Here is a 15,137-nt window from a genome sequence, read left to right on the forward strand (position 1 = left end):
AGAGACGGCTGCGTCATCGGCCGAAGAGGAAGATCCTTCGGCCGCCGAACCGAAGCGGCGGCCATTTGTTCCTGCGGCCGCTCCTGCTGCTCCTGCTGCTGCTCCTGTCGCTGCGCCCCTCGTCGCGGAGGCCGCGATGGAACCGGCGGGCGGTCTGCAGGTTCGGGCGGTCCGATGTCCAGCAAGGAGGATTCATCATGGCGAGCGCCACCACGACCACCGACCACGACGCGATCCGCACGTGGACCGAACAGCGCAACGGCCATCCGGCAAAGGTCGACACCGGCGGGACGGGCGGGATCCTCCGGATCGACTTCGGCGAGCCTGAAGAGGAACTGACCGCGATCGAATGGAGCGAATTCTTCGAGATCTTCGAGGACAGCCAGCTCGCCTTCCTGCATCAGGACAGGACGGAGGACGCAGCCTCAGCCGCTTCAACAAGTTCGTGGAGCGCGACTAGGCGAGCCTGCGGCGCGGGCCGGAACATCCTCGCGCTGCGCCGGTTCGGAACCGATCTCGTGACCCTCTCGCGTGGAAAGGAAACGCCGATGTCCTCGAAGATGCCTCCCGTCCCTCCCGAGAACCGGAGCCCGAAGGGGACCGGTGAAGACCCGGCGCCGAAGGCGGACGACACGAAGGCGGCGGCGCAGGGCGCGCCTGACCCCGACCAGCAAGGTCAGCAGGGCAATTCCCGGATCAATACCACCCATCAGGGTTATCAGCAGGATCGGTGACGATGACCACGTCGAAGAAGAGTCCGAACACGATCCGCCAGGGCGGACCCGGCGCATCCCATGAAAACGCCAGGGCGCCCCTCGAGATCGAGAAGCCGCCGGGCGATGACGGACAGCGTTCGCGCAGCAAGGTGTCCGGCGGCGGCGGCGAGAAGGATCGCCACCACACGCATGACCCGGAGAAGAAGTGAGAAGTCCATGGCCCCTGCCGGCTGATGGTTGCCGGCAGGGGCCCGTCGTCACCGGGCCGGTGTGAGATCCTCAGGTCCGGCCGACACCCGTCGCCGGGTCCGCTCTCAGGACGAGCGGGTCCGGTTGTCGGCTTTCTGCTGTTCCCGGTCCTCGAGCGTCTCGAAACTTTCCACGACCCCTTCGGTCTCCCGCTTTTCTTCGGGCATCGTGTGCCGCTGGTTGCGGACCCGGTTCTGGTCGTTGGCCTCCAGCCGATTGGTTCCCATCCGGTCCTGGGCCAGATCGCTCTCGCCCAGCCCCTGCGCGGATTTCGGATCGTTGCTCATGACGCGCTCCTTCTCATGTGGGTGGCGCGCCCCGAACGACCGCGCGCCCGCGTTGTTCCGGCGCCCCGCGCATCCGCCACCCGGCATCCCTCCCGGGCAATGGCTCGGAACATTCGGCGGGCGGGAAGGTTCGGCCGGTGTTTTCGGGAAGATGATGAAGATGGACGATCGGCCGCAAACGGCACGTTTCCGTGCCTTTGCCCCACGTCCTTGCGAGGTGAACGCGATGATGAAACTGGATCCGGATGCCAGAGACACGGTCGGGGAAGGTCCGACGCGATCCGCACCGACCGGGATCGGCACCGAGGCGACATCCGTCATGCAGGCCGCGGTTCTCACCGGCCCGGGCCGGATGGAGGTCGCCCGCGTGCCGCACCCGGTCCCGCGCGCGGGCGAAGTGCTGGTCCGGATGCGCGGCTGCGGCGTCTGCGCCTCCAATCTCGGACCCTGGTCCGGGCCGCCGTGGATGTCGTTTCCGACGGAGCCGGGCGGCCTCGGCCACGAGGGCTGGGGCGTCGTCGCGGCGGTCGGCCGCGACGTGACAAGCGTGGCGGAAGGCGACCGGGTCGCCACGCTGTTCCAGCACAGCTATGCCGAATGGGACGTGGGGCCGGAGGCCCAGGTGGTGCGCCTGCCGCGCGAACTCGGCGACCGGCCCTTTCCAGGCGAGCCGCTCGGCTGCACCATGAACATCCTTGCCCGCAGCGACATCCGCGCGGGGCATCACGTCGCCATCGTCGGCATCGGCTTTCTCGGCGCGCTGCTGACGCGGCTTGCCACCGACGCCGGCGCGCATGTGATCGCCGTCTCCCGCCGGCCCTTCGCGCTCGATCTCGCCCGCCGCATGGGCGCGGTGGAAACGCTGCGGATCGGTGAAGAGGACGTCGTCGCCCGTGTCATGGATCTGACCGAGGGGCGTGGCTGCGCGCGGGTCATCGAGGCGACCGGCAAGCAGGCGCCGCTCGATCTTGCCGGCGCGCTCACCGCCGAGCGCGGCCGGCTGGTGATTGCCGGCTATCATCAGGACGGCCCCCGCCAGATCGACATGCAGCTCTGGAACTGGCGCGGCATCGACGTGATCAACGCCCACGAGCGCGATCCCGCCGTCTACATCGACGGCATCCGCGCCGCGGTGGCCGCCGCCGCCGAGGGCCGGCTGCCCTTCGACGCGCTCCTGACCCACCGTTACCGGCTGGACGGGCTCGGCGATGCTCTCGACGCGACCCGGGACCGGCCGGACGGCTTCCTCAAGGCCTGGGTGGACCTGTCATGAAGGCCGAGCGCAACTTGGTCGCTGGCGCCGGCCTGCACCTGCCCCGCCTCGGGTTCCTCGGCGTCGGCTGGATCGGCCGCCACCGGCTCGCGTCCGTGCTGGAGACGGAGGCCGGCGAGGCGATGGCGATCGCCGATCCGTCGCCGGAGATGCTGGACGCGGCCCGTGCCCTCGCGCCCGCCGCCGTGACGGTCCCGGACCTCAATGCCATGCTTGACCTCGATCTCGACGGCATCGTGATCGCGACGCCGAGCGCCCTTCATGCCCGGCAGGCCGAGCTGGCGCTGCGGCGCGGGCTTGCGGTGTTCTGCCAGAAGCCGCTCGGCCGGACCGGGTCCGAAGTCGCGGCGGTGCTGTCGGCCGCGCGGGCGGCGGACCGCCTGCTCGCCGTCGACTTCTGCTACCGCTTCGCCGAGGGCACCGCGCGGATCAAGGCGCTGGCGGAGAAGGGCGCCCTTGGCGAGATCCACGCGGCGGACCTCGTCTTCCACAACGCCTACGGCCCGGACAAGCCGTGGTTCCGCGACGTCGCCCTGTCGGGCGGCGGCTGCGTGATGGACCTCGGGGTGCATCTGGTCGACCTCGCCCTGTGGATGCTGGACTTTCCGGAGGTGGAGGCGGTGTCGTCCGACCTCTTTGCCGGAGGCCGGCGTCTCGGACCCGATCCGGATGTGGTGGAGGACTTTGCCGTCGCCACCCTGCGCCTTTCCGGCGGAGCGGTGGTGCGCCTGTCCTGTTCCTGGAACCTTCACGCCGGCCGCGACGCCGAGATCGCCGCGGTCTTCCACGGCAGCCACGGCGGCGCGGCCCTGCGCAATGTCGACGGGTCCTTCTACGATTTCGCGGCGGAAGCCTATCGCGGCACGTCGCGGGAGGTCCTCGCGTCACCGCCCGACCCCTGGGGGGGCCGGGCGGTGGTGGACTGGGCGCGACGTCTGGGCGCCGACCGGCGCTACGATCCGCGCGCCGATCGGCTGTTCGATGTGTCCCGGGTGCTCGACCGGATCTACGGCCGCTGACTTACGGCTGCTGGCCGGCTGCGGCATTCTGGCCGGCGTCGAGCACGCCGCAGGCGATGCGGTCGCCGGACGCGCCGGCCGGCTGCGAGGTGTAGTCGTCCGGACCGGAATGCAGGACGATCGCCGAGCCGTCGTCGTCCTTGATCCGGGCCGCGTCCTCGTTGCCCAGCGTGAAGCCGCGGGTCACGAATTCGGCCTTGACGATCCCGTCGGCCTGGGCGTGCACGTTGGGCAGATCGCCCGGATGGGGGCCTTCCTGGCTCATCACGCCGTGCTCGAGCCCGCGCGCAAGATGGCCGCCGGCGGACTTGAACCCGTCGGCCGCCTCGCAGAGGCCCGTCTCATGCACGTGGATCCCGTGGGCGCCCTCCGGCACGCCCTGCGCCTCCACCATCACGTGAATGGCGCCCGAACCGGTCTCGGTCAGCGTGACCGTGCCGCTGATGCCCTCTCCCTGAAGCTCGGCCCGAAGGCTGTCGCCGGGCGCGGCGGCCGCGGGCGCCGGCAGCAATGCGAGGGTGGCAAGCGCGAGAAGTGCTTTTTTCATGAGGATCTCCCTGTTCGCAGGCATTTTGCCTGTCCTTCAGCACCCGGCCGGCTGTCGGCGATGGCGGTGCCACATTTCAGGGCCCCGTCTCGGGGCGCCGTCGCGGTCCCGCGCCGGGCGGACGACAACGATCGAACAGGGCGGCAGCCGGATTGTTCCGGTTGCCCGGAGCGGGGAACAATCCGCGGCTCCGCGCCGTTTTTCCCGCCAGCAGGCCTCACCAGGACACGCCCGCCAGGACATTCCCCGATGAGAGACGCAGGCGCGGTGCCCCCGGTCCGTGACGACGGCCTCCAGCTTCAGGACGATCCCGCCTTCCAGAAACGATTCTGGATCGCCGAGCGGACGGCCTGGGTCCTGTTCGTCCTGATCATTCTCGGTGCGCTCGCCGGCTTGACCGGCGCAGGCGGGCCCTTGTCCCGCGGAGAGATGTCGGCGGGCGAAGGCCGGGTCGAGTACCCCCGGGTGGCACGCTGGCAGACCTCCGACACCCTCGCGATCCGCTTTGCCGGCGGCGGCGAGGTTCGCCGCCTCCTTCTCTCCGGCGGTTTTGACGAGGATTTCACGATCGAGCAGATCCTGCCGCAGCCCGAGCGGCAGCGGATGACGGCAGAGGGCCTCGTTCTCGAATTTGCCGCGGCGGATGGGGAGGCGACGCGTGCCGTGCTCGACATCCGCCCGCGCCATCCCGGCCTTTCGTCCTTCGCCCTGCGCCTCGACGGGTCGCCGCCGCTGCGGCCCTCGGTGCTGGTCCTGCCCTGAACCTGCCGTCCGCAAGGCCGACGAGGTCGGAGAGTCATCATGGAAACCGTGCTGCGCGGCTTTGCCGTCTACCTGTTCCTGCTGCTGGTCATCCGCCTGTCGGGCCGGCGCGCCATGTCGGAGATGACCACCTTCGACTTCGTGCTCGTGCTGATCATCGCCGAAACGACGCAGCAGGCCCTGCTGGGTGACGATTTCTCGATCACCAATTCCTTCGTGCTGATCCTGTCCCTGCTCGTGATCGATGTCCTGTTCTCGCAGGTGAAGGCGCGCTCGCCGCGTGCAGCCGCCTGGATCGACGGCGTCCCCACGGTGCTGGTCAGCCGCGGCCAGCCCAACTGGTCGGCGATCCGCAAGGCCCGCGTCGGCGTCGACGACATTCTGGAAGCGGCGCGCGAACAGCAGGGACTGGAGCGGCTGGACCAGGTGAAATTCGCGATCATCGAGGTCGGGGGCGACATCAGCATCGTCCCCTGGGAACAGTGACGACGAAACCGCGGCGCCCGGGAACTTCGCAGGACCGTATCGGTTCGGTCGGCCCGATCAGCCCTGGGACATCACCGGAGGGCTGGCGGCAGACCCTATCGGAGGACGCTCCATGGCAAACCGCAGAAACCACTGGCAGGAGCCCCGCAGCGGGCAGGAGCCGCGGCTGGACGATCGCGACCGTGGCCGCGACGATCCGCGTGTCGGCCGGTCCTGGGACCGCCAGCACGAGGACGACCGCGACATGCGCGAATATGGGGGGTCCTGGGAGCACCGGGCGGGCTATCATGCCGAACGCCCCGCCGACTATCCCGACATGCGCTTTGCGGACCCCGACCGGCGCCGCCCTCACGACGAGCCGTATCACGCCCCGATCGGCCCCAGCCCCGTCTTCGCGGCGCAGGGGTATTTCCCGGGGGACGACGCCGGACGCGCTCCGCGCCCCGGGCGCGGCCGCCCCGGCGCCCCCGGGGGCGAGCGCGGCGTCTTCGACCGCGCCTCGGACGAGGTCTCGTCCTGGTTCGGCGACGAGGAGGCCGAGCGGCGGCGCCGGTCGGACGAGCACCGCGGCAAAGGTCCGCGCGGCTATGTCCGCTCCGACGCCCGCATCGAGGAGGAGGTCAACGAACGCCTTGCGGCCGATCCGTCTCTCGATGCCTCGGACATCGAGGTGACGATCAGCAGCGGCGAAGTGACTCTCGCCGGGGAGGTGTCGGACCGCTGGGAGAAACGGCGCGCCGAAGACTGCATCGAGAGCGTGCTTGGCGTCGGCCACATCCAGAACAACCTGCGGATCCGGACGCAGAGCCGCCCGATGTGAGGTTCGCAACGGCTGCCATGTCCGTCGCCGGCGATCAGACCGGCGGCGGCTCGGCGGCGTAGTGGCGCTCGGCGAGGCGGCAGAGGTAGACCTCCCGCTCGGGATGCGCCTCGATCCGGAAGCCGGCGCTGCGCAGCATCGACTCCACCGCCGCGCGGTTCGGGATGAACCAGTTGGTCGGATCGCCGCTGTAGCGCTCCTCGACGAAGAACAGCTTCGGATAGTCCGCCGCGTCGAAGACGTCCCAGTCGTGGAAGGAATGGTCGTCTGCCAGTGCCGACACCTCACCCGAGCCCCGTTGCAGGCTCTGGAACAGCAGGCGATCGCCGGCGACATGCTCGCGGATCAGGTCGAGGGCGAGGAGGGGATGGCGCAGGTGGTAGAAGACGCCCATGAACAGCACGAGGTCGAAGCGCTCGCCGATCCGGCCGACGTCGTAGACCGACATCTGCCGCAGTTCGATGTCGGCCCTCGCCCGTTCGGCGGCAAAGCGCGCCTGCGCCAGGTAGTGCGGGTCGGAATCGATGGCGAGGACACGGCCGGCCCCGCGCCGCTTCATCTCGATCGCGTAGAAGCCGGCGTTGCAGCCGATGTCCAGCACGGAACAGCCGGCCAGATCCTCCGGGATCACCTGCGAAAAGCCGGCCCACTTGCAGGCCGGGTAGTCGCCGAGGAAATGGTCGGGCGCCGTGGCGATCCCGTCGATCCGCAGGTTGTGGAACCACGGGCCGAGCTCGTCGATTCGCCGGGCCGTCGTGGCGCGACGCGCGGTGGCCTCGTCCGGCCTGCGAAAGGATTTGATCGTCATGGCAGTCGCTCTCGCGTGAAGGGACAAGCTCAGGCGCGCGCGGCGCGGAGCGCGGTTCCGGCCGGCATCGCCGCCCTGAGATGGGTCACGAGTTCGCGCGCCCGTGCCGTCCCGGTATGGCCGGCGAGGATGCGCGTCCGCGCCGCGTCGGCAACGGCACGGCGCCGCGCCTCGGTGACTTCGGACAGCACGGCGACCACCTCGTCCGCCGACGCGGCGGTGAAGATCGCGTCCTCCGGGAGCAGGGTGTCGAGGCCGTCCCAGCGGTCGCTGATCACCGGCGTGCCGCAGGCCGCGGCCTCGAACAGCCGCACGCTGGGGGCGTAGCCCGAGGCCACCATGTCGGCGCGGGTGAGATTGAGGGTGAAGCGCTGGCGGCTGTAGAAAGATGGATGCGCCTCCGGGGCAAGGTGCTCCACATGCGCGACATTCGCCGGCCAGTCGGTCGTTTCGGGATAGCGCGCGCCGGCCACGATGAAGCGCATCTGCGGACAGCGGCGGGCCGGCTCGAACATGAGCTCTTCAAGCTTGGGCTGGCGGTCGGGGCTGTAGGTGCCGAGATAGCCGAGGTCCCAGACGGGCGCCTCGCCGGTCGACGCGTAGCGGGCCGGATCGACCGAGCAGTAGAGCGCCAATGCGCGGCGCGCCCCGAAATCTTCCTCGAGCCGGCGCAGGCTGCGGCCGCCGGCAAAGGAGAAGTAGAGGTCGAGGGGCGGGATCTGCGCCGGGGCGAGGAATTCCGTCTCGCCGGCGTCAAGCCCGGCGAGGGTTACCGGCGTGTCGATGTCGTAGAAGCAGGCCAGTGCCGGCCGCGCGCCTAGGACAAGGTCGATCACCTCGCGTCCCTCCGGCACGTAGGAGCCGACGATCACGGCGTTGGCCGACCGGATCTCCGGCAGGAAGCGGCGCAGGTCGTCGAGGCCGTCGTAGAAGGCCAGCCGGCAGTCGTCGCTGGACGTGAAGTCGCGATGCGCCGCGTACCAGGGCACGTCGCGCTCGAGGAACAGCACGCGGTGACCGTCGGCGGCGAGCCCGGCCACCAGCGCGCGGTAGGTGGTGGCATGGCCGTTGCCCCAGGCGGACGACAGGGACAGGCCCAGGATGACGATGGACAGGGGTTCGCTCATTCGGCGGCCTCGCGGGATCGGGCGCGCCGGGTGTCGCGCAGGATGCGGTCGACCTCCACGGCGCGGCGGTCGTAGGTGTGGTCGGCAAGCGCGCGCTGGCGGGCGCGCCGGCCGATCTCGGCGGCGCGGTCCGGCGTCAGCGCCTCGACGGCCTCGGCGACATCGAGGCCGTCGCGGGCGATGAGGATCTCCTCGCCCGGGGCAAAGAAGCATTCGATGCCCGGCCAGACGTCCGAGATCAGGCAGCCGCCGGCGCCGGCCACCTCGAACACCCGGGTCGCCGGGGAAAATCCCGTCGTCGCCATCGACGCGCGGCTGATGTTGAGCACCGCCGTGGGGCTGGCGTTGAAGACGTTGTGGTCGGCGGTGGCGACATGGCCGAGCGAGCGGACGTTGGCGGGCATCGCCTTGTCGTGCCAGCCGGCGCCGCCGATCAGGAAACGGCGCGCCGGCAGGGCCCGCGCGGCAGCAAGGAAGAAGGCGTCGACCCGGTGCTCGCGGTCGGGCAGACGATTGCCGAGAAAGGCGAGATCGGCGGCAAAGCGCGGATCGGCGGCGACGGGATGATGCGTCTGCGGATCGTGGGCGTTGTAGATCGGTTGGCAGGCGCGGGCACCGAGCGACCGGTAGGCCGAGACCACCGGGTCGCCGCCGCCATAGGTCAGGACGAGGTCGAGATCCGGCAGCGACCGGCGGAGCGGATGGTCGGGCGCCTCGCGCATCTCCGCCAGGGTTGCGGGCGCGTCCACGTCCCAGAAGACCGTGACGGCGTCGCCCCGGGCCGCCTGCAGCACCGCGGCCAGGAGGGCGTCATCCTCGAAGCCGACGCCGCTCGCCTTGACCACGACGTCGGCCTCGGCAGCTTGCGCCGCCGCCGCCCGCATCGCCTCGGGCGTCCCCTCGTAGACGATCACCCGGCACCAGTCCGGCATCCCGATGTCGCGATGGGCCGAGCGGTCGTGCACGTCGGGTTCGAAGAAGGTGATGTCGTGGCCATGGCGCGCCAGCGCCGACAGCAGACCCCGATAGTAGGTGGCAGCCCCGTTCCAGTAGGAGGACAGCAGGCTGGATCCGTAGAAGGCGATCTTCATGACGCGACCTTCCTGATTTCGGCGTCCGCACGGGGGGCGGGGAGGCGCCCCTGCGCCTCGATCATCGCCAGCAGTTCGGCGGCGCGGTGGTCGCAGGTGTGCCGCGCCCGGATCGTCGCAAGACCGCGCGCGGCAAGCTCGGCGGCCAGCGCGGCATCGGTCAGCACATCGCGGAGACGGTCGGTCATCTCGGCGCCGCTGCGGGCGAACAGGAAGTCCTCGCCCGGCCGGAACAGGCCCTCGGCGTCGTCCCAGGGCGCGGAAATCAGCGGAATGCCGCAGGCCAGCGCCTCGAACATCCGGATCGTCGGAATGCCGGGCAGCGCCTCGACATAGGGACGCCGCGGAATGTGCACGGTGACGCGGTGGCGCGCGAAGGCGGCGGGCACGTCGGCGTTGGCGACCCAGCCCTCGTAGCGGATGCCGGCGGCATGAAGCGCCTCCAGCGCGGGTGCGGGATAGCGCACGCCGTGCACGGTCGCCGCAAGGCCGAGGCGGCGGGCCGGGGCGATCAGATAGTCGAAGATCTCGTCCGACCGTTCGCCGTCGCCCCAGTTGCCGATCCAGACGAGATCGCCGTCGCGCGTCACCTCCGGCATCGGCCGGAACAGGCGGATGTCGGCGGCCTCGTGCCAGGTCGCCACCTGCCGGCCCCAGCCGGCGCGGCGATAGCGGTCGGTCAGCGCCTCGCCGAAGGCCAGCACCAGATCGTAGTTGTCGAGGACGAGGCCGGCGATCTCGGGCTCGGCCGAGACGGCGCGATGGTGGGTGTCGTGGAACACGAGCAGGAAGTCGCCGCCGCGCCGCCGGTGGCGTCCGAGACGGGCGACCAGCGCGGGATCGGTCCATTCGTGGACCACCACCACATCCGCCTCGTCGAGCGCCGCCTCGTGATCGAAATCGGCGTCATAGGTGCGGGAGACGAGATCGGGAAAGTCGAGGGAAAAGCGGGCAAGGGCGGAGGGGCCCTCACCGGCCAGGAGATGGCTCCGGCTCCAGCCGCCGAGGGGTTCGAGTGCCTCGGCCTCGTGGCCGGCCGCTAGCAGCGCGCGCATGACGCCACGCAGGAAATGCGCATTGCCGTGGTTCCAGTCGGACACCAGCGAATGCGTGTAGAACAGGAAGCGCATGTCAGGACTCCGGTGTCGGGAGGCGGGCCGCCGGGCCGGCGATCCGGGCATGGACCGCAGCCATGGCGTCGGCCTGCGCCTGCAGGCTGAACGATCGCGAGCGGGCGTTGGCGCAGGCGCCCATTTCCTCGCGCAGGGCCGGATCGCCGATCAGGCGCCCGATCACCCGGGCGAGCTCGCTGGCGTCGTGCGGGGCGAAGAACAGGGCAGCTCCGCCCCAGAGCTCGCGGTAGGTGGGAATGTCGGCGAGGACGAGCGGCGTGCAGGCGCGCGCGCATTCGAGCGCGACAAGGCCGAAGGGCTCGTAGATCGACGGCGACACCGCAATGGCGGCGCGCTGGGCAAGATCGAGCACCTCGGTGTGGGGGAGGGGCCCGAGGCCGCGCGCGTGTTCGATCGTGACCTGTCCGCCGTGGGGACCCGCCGTCTCGCCGGCAAGGCGGGTCTCCCACTTCAGCCGGGCCGCCGCGCGGTCGATGACCTGGAGGTTCTTGCCCTCGTCCCACCAGCGCGCCGCGCCGAACACGAAGTCCTCCTTGAGGTCGCCGCGGGGCACCGAGCGGACCCCGTTCGGCACCACCGTCAGCTTCGGCTGCGGGCCGTAGCAGGCCTCCGTCAGCTCCGCATGGCTGTTGCTGGGGGCGATGATCGCATCCGCCCGGGCAAAGCCCTCCGCGTTGCGTCGCATCTGCCAGATCCAGGCCTCCGGGAGCGGTCCCTCGCGCACGGTTGCCCACCAGGTGGGAACGCAGGAATGGGTGACGACCACGACCGGACGGGCGGTCTTCAGCCTTGCGGCCTGGCTCGGGAGGTTGAGATGCAGGACATCGACGGCTTCGCGATCCGCGAGGTCGTCCAGAACGGGGCCGACGGCATCAAGCTCGGCTTCGTCGGCCACAAGCCAGTCGAGGCCGCCGTCAAGCCAGTGCAGGGTGCCGATCCGTTCGGCCTCTGCCCTCTGGCCCGCCGTCGGCCGCGGTCCGAAGCCGGCAAAGACGATCGAGCCGCCGCGGTCGCGGAGCATCTCGGCAAGGGTCATCGCATAGCGCCAGACCCCGCGACCGCATCGACCGTCATCAGGAGCCGCAGGCCGGCCGCGCCTGCAGGCGCGGTGCCGGTCAGGGCGGCCACAGTGTCGCCGGGTACGGGCAGGCCGCGGCCCGCCGCAGCGGGGGCAAGGTCGATGCTCATGCCGAGACCCTCCGCACCGGCAGGGGCTCCCGGCCCGCGGCGGCGTCACGGAGCCAGCCGGCGAGATCGCGCAGGCCGTCGCGCCAGCCGACACTCGCCTGCCAGCCGAACCGTCCTTCGAGCCGGCGCGTGTCGGTGACGTAGTAGAGCTGGTCCCCGGTCCGGGGCGTCTCCAGTGTCACGGGAACCCGGCGACCGGTGATCACCTCGATCTCGTCGAGGACATTGCGGAGGCTGACGGCATTGGCGGGCCCGCCGCCGAGGTTGAACACCATGCCGGCGTGCCGGTCGATGCGTCGAGGACATGCCGATAGGCGGCGACCGCGTCGCGCACATGCAGGATGTCGCGGACCTGCTTGCCGTCGCCATAGACGGTGATCGGCTCTCCGGCGAGCGTCCGGATCAGGAAATGGGCCACCCAGCCCTGGTCCTCGGTGCCGAACTGGCGCGGACCGTAGACGCAGCTCATCCGCAACACGGCGGTCGGAAGGCCGAAGGATTTGGCGTAGTCGAGGACATAGCGATCGGCGAGCCCTTGGAACAGCCGTAGGGGGTGCAGCAGTCGAACGCCGCCGCCTCGGACAGACCGAAGCGGCGAACTTCGGCGTCGACCGGCACGTGGCGATCCGCCTCCTCTCGCAGATCGAGGGACTCGAGGGCGCCATAGATCTTGTTGGTGCTGGCAAGGATCACCGGCAGCGGCCGACCCGAGCGCCGCGCGGCTTCCAGCACGTTCAGGGTGCCGCGCGCATTGACGTCGAAATCCGCGACCGGATCCTCGAGGCTGGTCGTCACCGCCGTCTGGGCGGCAAGATGGAACACGGCCCGGGACTCGCCCACGGCCCTGGCGACGGCACCCTCGTCCCGCAGGTCGGCGTGAACATGCCGCACCCGGTCGCCGTGGCGTCCGCGCAGCCAGGCAAGATTGGTCTCGACCCCCGGGCGGCTGAGGTTGTCGAGGATGATCACCTCCTCGCCATCGCCAAGATAACTGTCGGCGAGATTGCAGCCGATGAAGCCGCACCCGCCCGTGACGAGGACCGGGCGCGGGCCGGCCACCGACGCGACGGCGAGGGCGCGCATCTCCGTCTCGGGGGCGGTCATCTTATGAATTTCCGCGCGGTGCCGGCGATCCGACACGGCCGGCAGGGCAGCCGGCGGGGGACATCGCGCGGCCGCAGCGGGGCGCCGGAAGGGGAGCAGGACGAAATGGGCGTCACGAAGCTCCGGATGACAAGGTGGAAATCGGGAGCCGAACCGGGGAACAGCGAGAATGTTCCGCTTCTTCTCGGGGGGCTGCGACGCAGCGCAGGGGTGCAGGCCTCTGTCGATGCAGGGCCGACCGGAGGCCGGAGGAGTTTTTCCCTCCGGAAGGAACAGGAGCGCGACTGATGAATTAACAGTCAAACATCACATCAGTCGCAGGCTCGGAGCCAGGATCGGATCGAGGACCGGTCGACGACGGTCTTGCGAAGGAGGTCTTGGATGTCGTCAGCACGGGAGCGAAGCCAGGAGAATGTTGCGCCCCCGGAGGTCAATATCGTCGACCTCATCCCGGCGTTGCGCGCCTTCGCGCGCCATTTTCATCGAAATTCGGAGGACGCGGACGATCTTGTCCAGGAAACGCTGATGAAGGCCATCGCCGCCTCCCATCAGTTCAGGCCCGGCACCAACATGAAGTCCTGGCTGTTCACGATCATGCGCAATACCTTCAACACGAAGATCCGGATTGCGATGCGCGAGGCGCCGGGGTCGGCCGACTGCGTGGCGGGCAACGCCGTCGTGGATGCGACCCAGGACTGGTCCGCGCGCGGACGGGAGATCTCCAAGGCCATCGAGCGCCTGCCGGCGGAGCAGCGCGAGATCGTCGTCCTGATCGGGGTGATCGGCGTCAGCTATCTGGAAGCCGCAGAGATCTGCGGCTGCGCCATCGGCACCGTGAAGAGCCGGCTCAACCGCGCTCGCGCCCGTCTGCTTCAGGAAATGGGCGAGACGACGGTCGAATACTCCCTCGAGGACAACCACTCCTTCGTGCCACGCAGCTGAGCCGGCGCGGCTGGTCTCAGGCTCTCTCGCTGGATCGGTCCCACGCCCGCTCGATGGCGGCCGATCACGACGACCCGGACCTCAGTCGCTCCGCCGCGGCCTTGCCGGCGGTGGGGGTGTCCTCGAGGAGCGTCGGGTCGGCCCCACCCTCCTCGTTGAAGGGATCCGGCGGGGCGGGTTCGCTTCCGGGCGCCTGCACCGGGTCGGCACTGGCGGGTTCGGCCGGCAATTCGATCACCTCCGGTGCGGCCGCAGTGGCGGATGCTCCGGCCTCGTCGGCCACGGGCCTGAATTTCACGGCTTTCATCGGCGCCTCCCCTGTCCGGAACAGTTCCGGGATTGTCCTCGAACCTCTGCCGCCGATGTTTGTTCCGAAGAGAAGACCGTCTCCGAGTTTCCGCGGGAACATCGGTGTGCCTTTCCGGTTGGACGGCGGCATTGCCCCCGGCGCTTCCGGCTGAAGCCGCGACCGGGGCGCTGCCCGAGCGCATGGGCGCCGCCGACACCTCCCATCTCGAAACGGATCCATCCCCCATGACGACGAACGACCGGCTGCACGGCGACATCGAACGCGGCAAGACGAAGGACAAGGTTCCCTTTGCCGATCCCGCGGCGGCGCCGCTCGGAACCGACGACGAGGCGGCCGGCCATCCGGTGGACAAGGCGGCAGGAGCGGCCAGGCCCCAAGCCGGGGCGGAGCCGGGGCGCGACCCGGTCGACACGCCGCCCGGCAGCGCTGTCAGCGATGAACGGTCGCGGCGGATCGACGGGGAATTGCTGCCCTCCGCCAAGCGGCGCGTGAGGACGAAGCTCGCGGTCTTCGTTGCGATCCTCGTGGGCGTGGGGGCCGTCGTGATCGCGATCGTGGCGCTGCAGACCTGACGCGGCTCGACGACGCGCGCTCCCTTTCCGAAGACGCCAGCACCAGACCGGCAGCACCGAATTCGGCTCGATGAGCCGGCTCAGGACATGCCGCTCGCGGCGGCAGGTCGCGGCCATGCTTCGCGATCATCGCCGTCGTTGCGAGCGGGGCGGGAGGTCGCAAGGTCGGCATGGGCCGCCTCGACCCAGCCGACAGCCTCGGCAAGATCGACACGGCCCTCATCCCGATCCGGGCGGGCCGATGCGGCCCGGCGCACCGGCCGCTCCCGGGCCCCGGCACCTGCCGTCAACCGGCAAAAGGCGATCCGGCAGCCATATCGCTCCGCGTATTCCCGGGCGAGCGAGTCGGCCATGTCGACAAGCGAGAAGCGGGAGGTGACGGCCCGATCTCCCGGATCGTCCGCCGATGCCATCACCAGCGGGGTGTCCGCCATGCGCCGCAGCAGCTCGAACAGGTTCAGGAGCCCGCCGCACAGGACGTGGCGCTGGACGGGGTCGTCATCGCCGCCGGCCTCATCGGCATCCAGGATGTGAAGGAGGACGCCCGCGCCGGCCACGGCCGCCTCGATGGCTGTGCGGTCGCGCATGTCGGCGACGCGCAGGTCGAGACGCGGGCCATGGCGGCGCTTCAGGCCTGCCAGGACCCGTTCGCTGGCCGGCGCGTGCAGGGCATCGACGAGGCGGACGGCGTGGCCGTCTGCGG

Annotated in this window: 19 protein-coding genes and 2 pseudogenes; 10 read left to right on the top strand and 11 right to left on the bottom strand. The window is 70.2% G+C overall.

The annotated features are described in order from the left end of the window. Nucleotides 1-197 precede the first annotated feature (197 nt). The 3 genes and pseudogenes from A6302_RS11490 to A6302_RS11500 all read left to right on the top strand — a co-directional run bounded on the left by A6302_RS11490 (nt 198) and on the right by A6302_RS11500 (nt 925). Nucleotides 198-460 (top strand): annotated as a pseudogene (locus A6302_RS11490) (hypothetical protein). 88 nt (nt 461-548) lie between these two features. Next, the gene (locus tag A6302_RS22950) at nt 549-734 is read left to right on the top strand and encodes a hypothetical protein (protein WP_069307157.1); all 186 of its coding nucleotides are present in this window, start codon (nt 549-551) and stop codon (nt 732-734) included. A gap of 2 nt (nt 735-736) precedes the next feature. Further along, nucleotides 737-925: a hypothetical protein gene (locus tag A6302_RS11500; protein ID WP_069307158.1), complete on the top strand. Its 189-nt coding sequence runs from the start codon at nt 737-739 to the stop codon at nt 923-925. Between the two features lie 105 nt (nt 926-1,030). On the opposite strand, the gene A6302_RS11505 is transcribed toward A6302_RS11500, so the two are convergent. After that, on the bottom strand, nt 1,031-1,252 hold the full coding sequence (locus A6302_RS11505) for a hypothetical protein (RefSeq protein ID WP_069307159.1): 222 nt from the start codon (nt 1,250-1,252) through the stop codon (nt 1,031-1,033). A gap of 319 nt (nt 1,253-1,571) precedes the next feature. Here A6302_RS11505 and A6302_RS11510 point away from each other — a divergent pair, with 319 nt between their 5' ends. Then, complete coding sequence (locus A6302_RS11510) at nt 1,572-2,525, top strand: MDR/zinc-dependent alcohol dehydrogenase-like family protein (RefSeq protein WP_069307170.1); 954 nt, start codon at nt 1,572-1,574, stop codon at nt 2,523-2,525. After that, the gene (locus A6302_RS11515; protein ID WP_069307160.1) at nt 2,522-3,544 is read left to right on the top strand and encodes a Gfo/Idh/MocA family protein; all 1,023 of its coding nucleotides are present in this window, start codon (nt 2,522-2,524) and stop codon (nt 3,542-3,544) included. Before A6302_RS11510 ends, A6302_RS11515 begins: the two co-directional genes overlap by 4 nt. Before the next feature lies 1 nt (nt 3,545). On the opposite strand, the gene A6302_RS11520 is transcribed toward A6302_RS11515, so the two are convergent. After that, nucleotides 3,546-4,091 (bottom strand): superoxide dismutase family protein, encoded by a 546-nt coding sequence (locus A6302_RS11520; protein WP_069307171.1) that lies wholly within the window; start codon nt 4,089-4,091, stop codon nt 3,546-3,548. Between the two features lie 249 nt (nt 4,092-4,340). On the opposite strand from A6302_RS11520, the gene A6302_RS11525 reads away from it, so the two are divergent. The 3 genes from A6302_RS11525 to A6302_RS11535 all read left to right on the top strand — a co-directional run bounded on the left by A6302_RS11525 (nt 4,341) and on the right by A6302_RS11535 (nt 6,159). Next, nucleotides 4,341-4,853, top strand: a complete 513-nt coding sequence (locus A6302_RS11525; RefSeq protein WP_069307161.1) for a hypothetical protein — start codon at nt 4,341-4,343, stop codon at nt 4,851-4,853. A 39-nt stretch (nt 4,854-4,892) separates the two neighbouring features. Then, a complete protein-coding gene (locus A6302_RS11530; protein ID WP_069307162.1) occupies nt 4,893-5,339 on the top strand; it encodes a DUF421 domain-containing protein in 447 nt (148 codons plus the stop codon). Nucleotides 5,340-5,451: 112 nt separating this feature from the next. Further along, complete coding sequence (locus A6302_RS11535) at nt 5,452-6,159, top strand: BON domain-containing protein (RefSeq protein WP_245294034.1); 708 nt, start codon at nt 5,452-5,454, stop codon at nt 6,157-6,159. Between the two features lie 34 nt (nt 6,160-6,193). Here A6302_RS11535 and A6302_RS11540 read toward each other — a convergent pair whose 3' ends face one another. The 7 genes and pseudogenes from A6302_RS11540 to A6302_RS11565 form a co-directional block, all read right to left on the bottom strand. Further along, nucleotides 6,194-6,967, bottom strand: coding sequence for a TIGR04290 family methyltransferase (locus A6302_RS11540; RefSeq protein ID WP_069307163.1), 774 nt, complete (start codon nt 6,965-6,967; stop codon nt 6,194-6,196). A 29-nt stretch (nt 6,968-6,996) separates the two neighbouring features. Further along, nucleotides 6,997-8,094: a CgeB family protein gene (locus A6302_RS11545; protein ID WP_069307164.1), complete on the bottom strand. Its 1,098-nt coding sequence runs from the start codon at nt 8,092-8,094 to the stop codon at nt 6,997-6,999. After that, complete coding sequence (locus tag A6302_RS11550; protein WP_069307165.1) at nt 8,091-9,185, bottom strand: CgeB family protein; 1,095 nt, start codon at nt 9,183-9,185, stop codon at nt 8,091-8,093. The genes A6302_RS11545 and A6302_RS11550 overlap by 4 nt, the downstream gene beginning before the upstream one ends. Further along, nucleotides 9,182-10,315: a CgeB family protein gene (locus A6302_RS11555; RefSeq protein WP_069307166.1), complete on the bottom strand. Its 1,134-nt coding sequence runs from the start codon at nt 10,313-10,315 to the stop codon at nt 9,182-9,184. Before A6302_RS11555 ends, A6302_RS11550 begins: the two co-directional genes overlap by 4 nt. A gap of 1 nt (nt 10,316) precedes the next feature. Then, complete coding sequence (locus A6302_RS11560; RefSeq protein WP_342586260.1) at nt 10,317-11,354, bottom strand: glycosyltransferase family 4 protein; 1,038 nt, start codon at nt 11,352-11,354, stop codon at nt 10,317-10,319. Continuing rightward, the gene (locus A6302_RS25755) at nt 11,351-11,506 is read right to left on the bottom strand and encodes a hypothetical protein (protein ID WP_342586261.1); all 156 of its coding nucleotides are present in this window, start codon (nt 11,504-11,506) and stop codon (nt 11,351-11,353) included. Before A6302_RS25755 ends, A6302_RS11560 begins: the two co-directional genes overlap by 4 nt. Next, nucleotides 11,503-12,589 (bottom strand): annotated as a pseudogene (locus A6302_RS11565) (NAD-dependent epimerase/dehydratase family protein). The gene A6302_RS25755 and the pseudogene A6302_RS11565 overlap by 4 nt, the downstream one beginning before the upstream one ends. 402 nt (nt 12,590-12,991) lie before the next feature. Between A6302_RS11565 and A6302_RS11570 the strand changes: the two are divergent. Beyond that, entirely contained in the window at nt 12,992-13,552 is a 561-nt protein-coding gene (locus A6302_RS11570; protein WP_069307167.1) for a sigma-70 family RNA polymerase sigma factor, read from the top strand. Between the two features lie 64 nt (nt 13,553-13,616). Here the strand turns inward: A6302_RS11570 and A6302_RS11575 are convergent, their stop codons facing one another. After that, nucleotides 13,617-13,859: a hypothetical protein gene (locus A6302_RS11575; protein WP_069307168.1), complete on the bottom strand. Its 243-nt coding sequence runs from the start codon at nt 13,857-13,859 to the stop codon at nt 13,617-13,619. Nucleotides 13,860-14,086: 227 nt separating this feature from the next. Here A6302_RS11575 and A6302_RS11580 point away from each other — a divergent pair, with 227 nt between their 5' ends. Next, on the top strand, nt 14,087-14,434 hold the full coding sequence (locus A6302_RS11580; RefSeq protein ID WP_069307173.1) for a hypothetical protein: 348 nt from the start codon (nt 14,087-14,089) through the stop codon (nt 14,432-14,434). 80 nt (nt 14,435-14,514) lie between these two features. Here A6302_RS11580 and A6302_RS22955 read toward each other — a convergent pair. After that, the coding region (locus A6302_RS22955; RefSeq protein ID WP_483428743.1) for an NAD-dependent epimerase/dehydratase family protein at nt 14,515-15,137 on the bottom strand (623 nt) is incomplete at its 5' end.

This window comes from Methylobrevis pamukkalensis (assembly GCF_001720135.1).
Lineage (GTDB): Bacteria > Pseudomonadota > Alphaproteobacteria > Rhizobiales > Pleomorphomonadaceae > Methylobrevis > Methylobrevis pamukkalensis.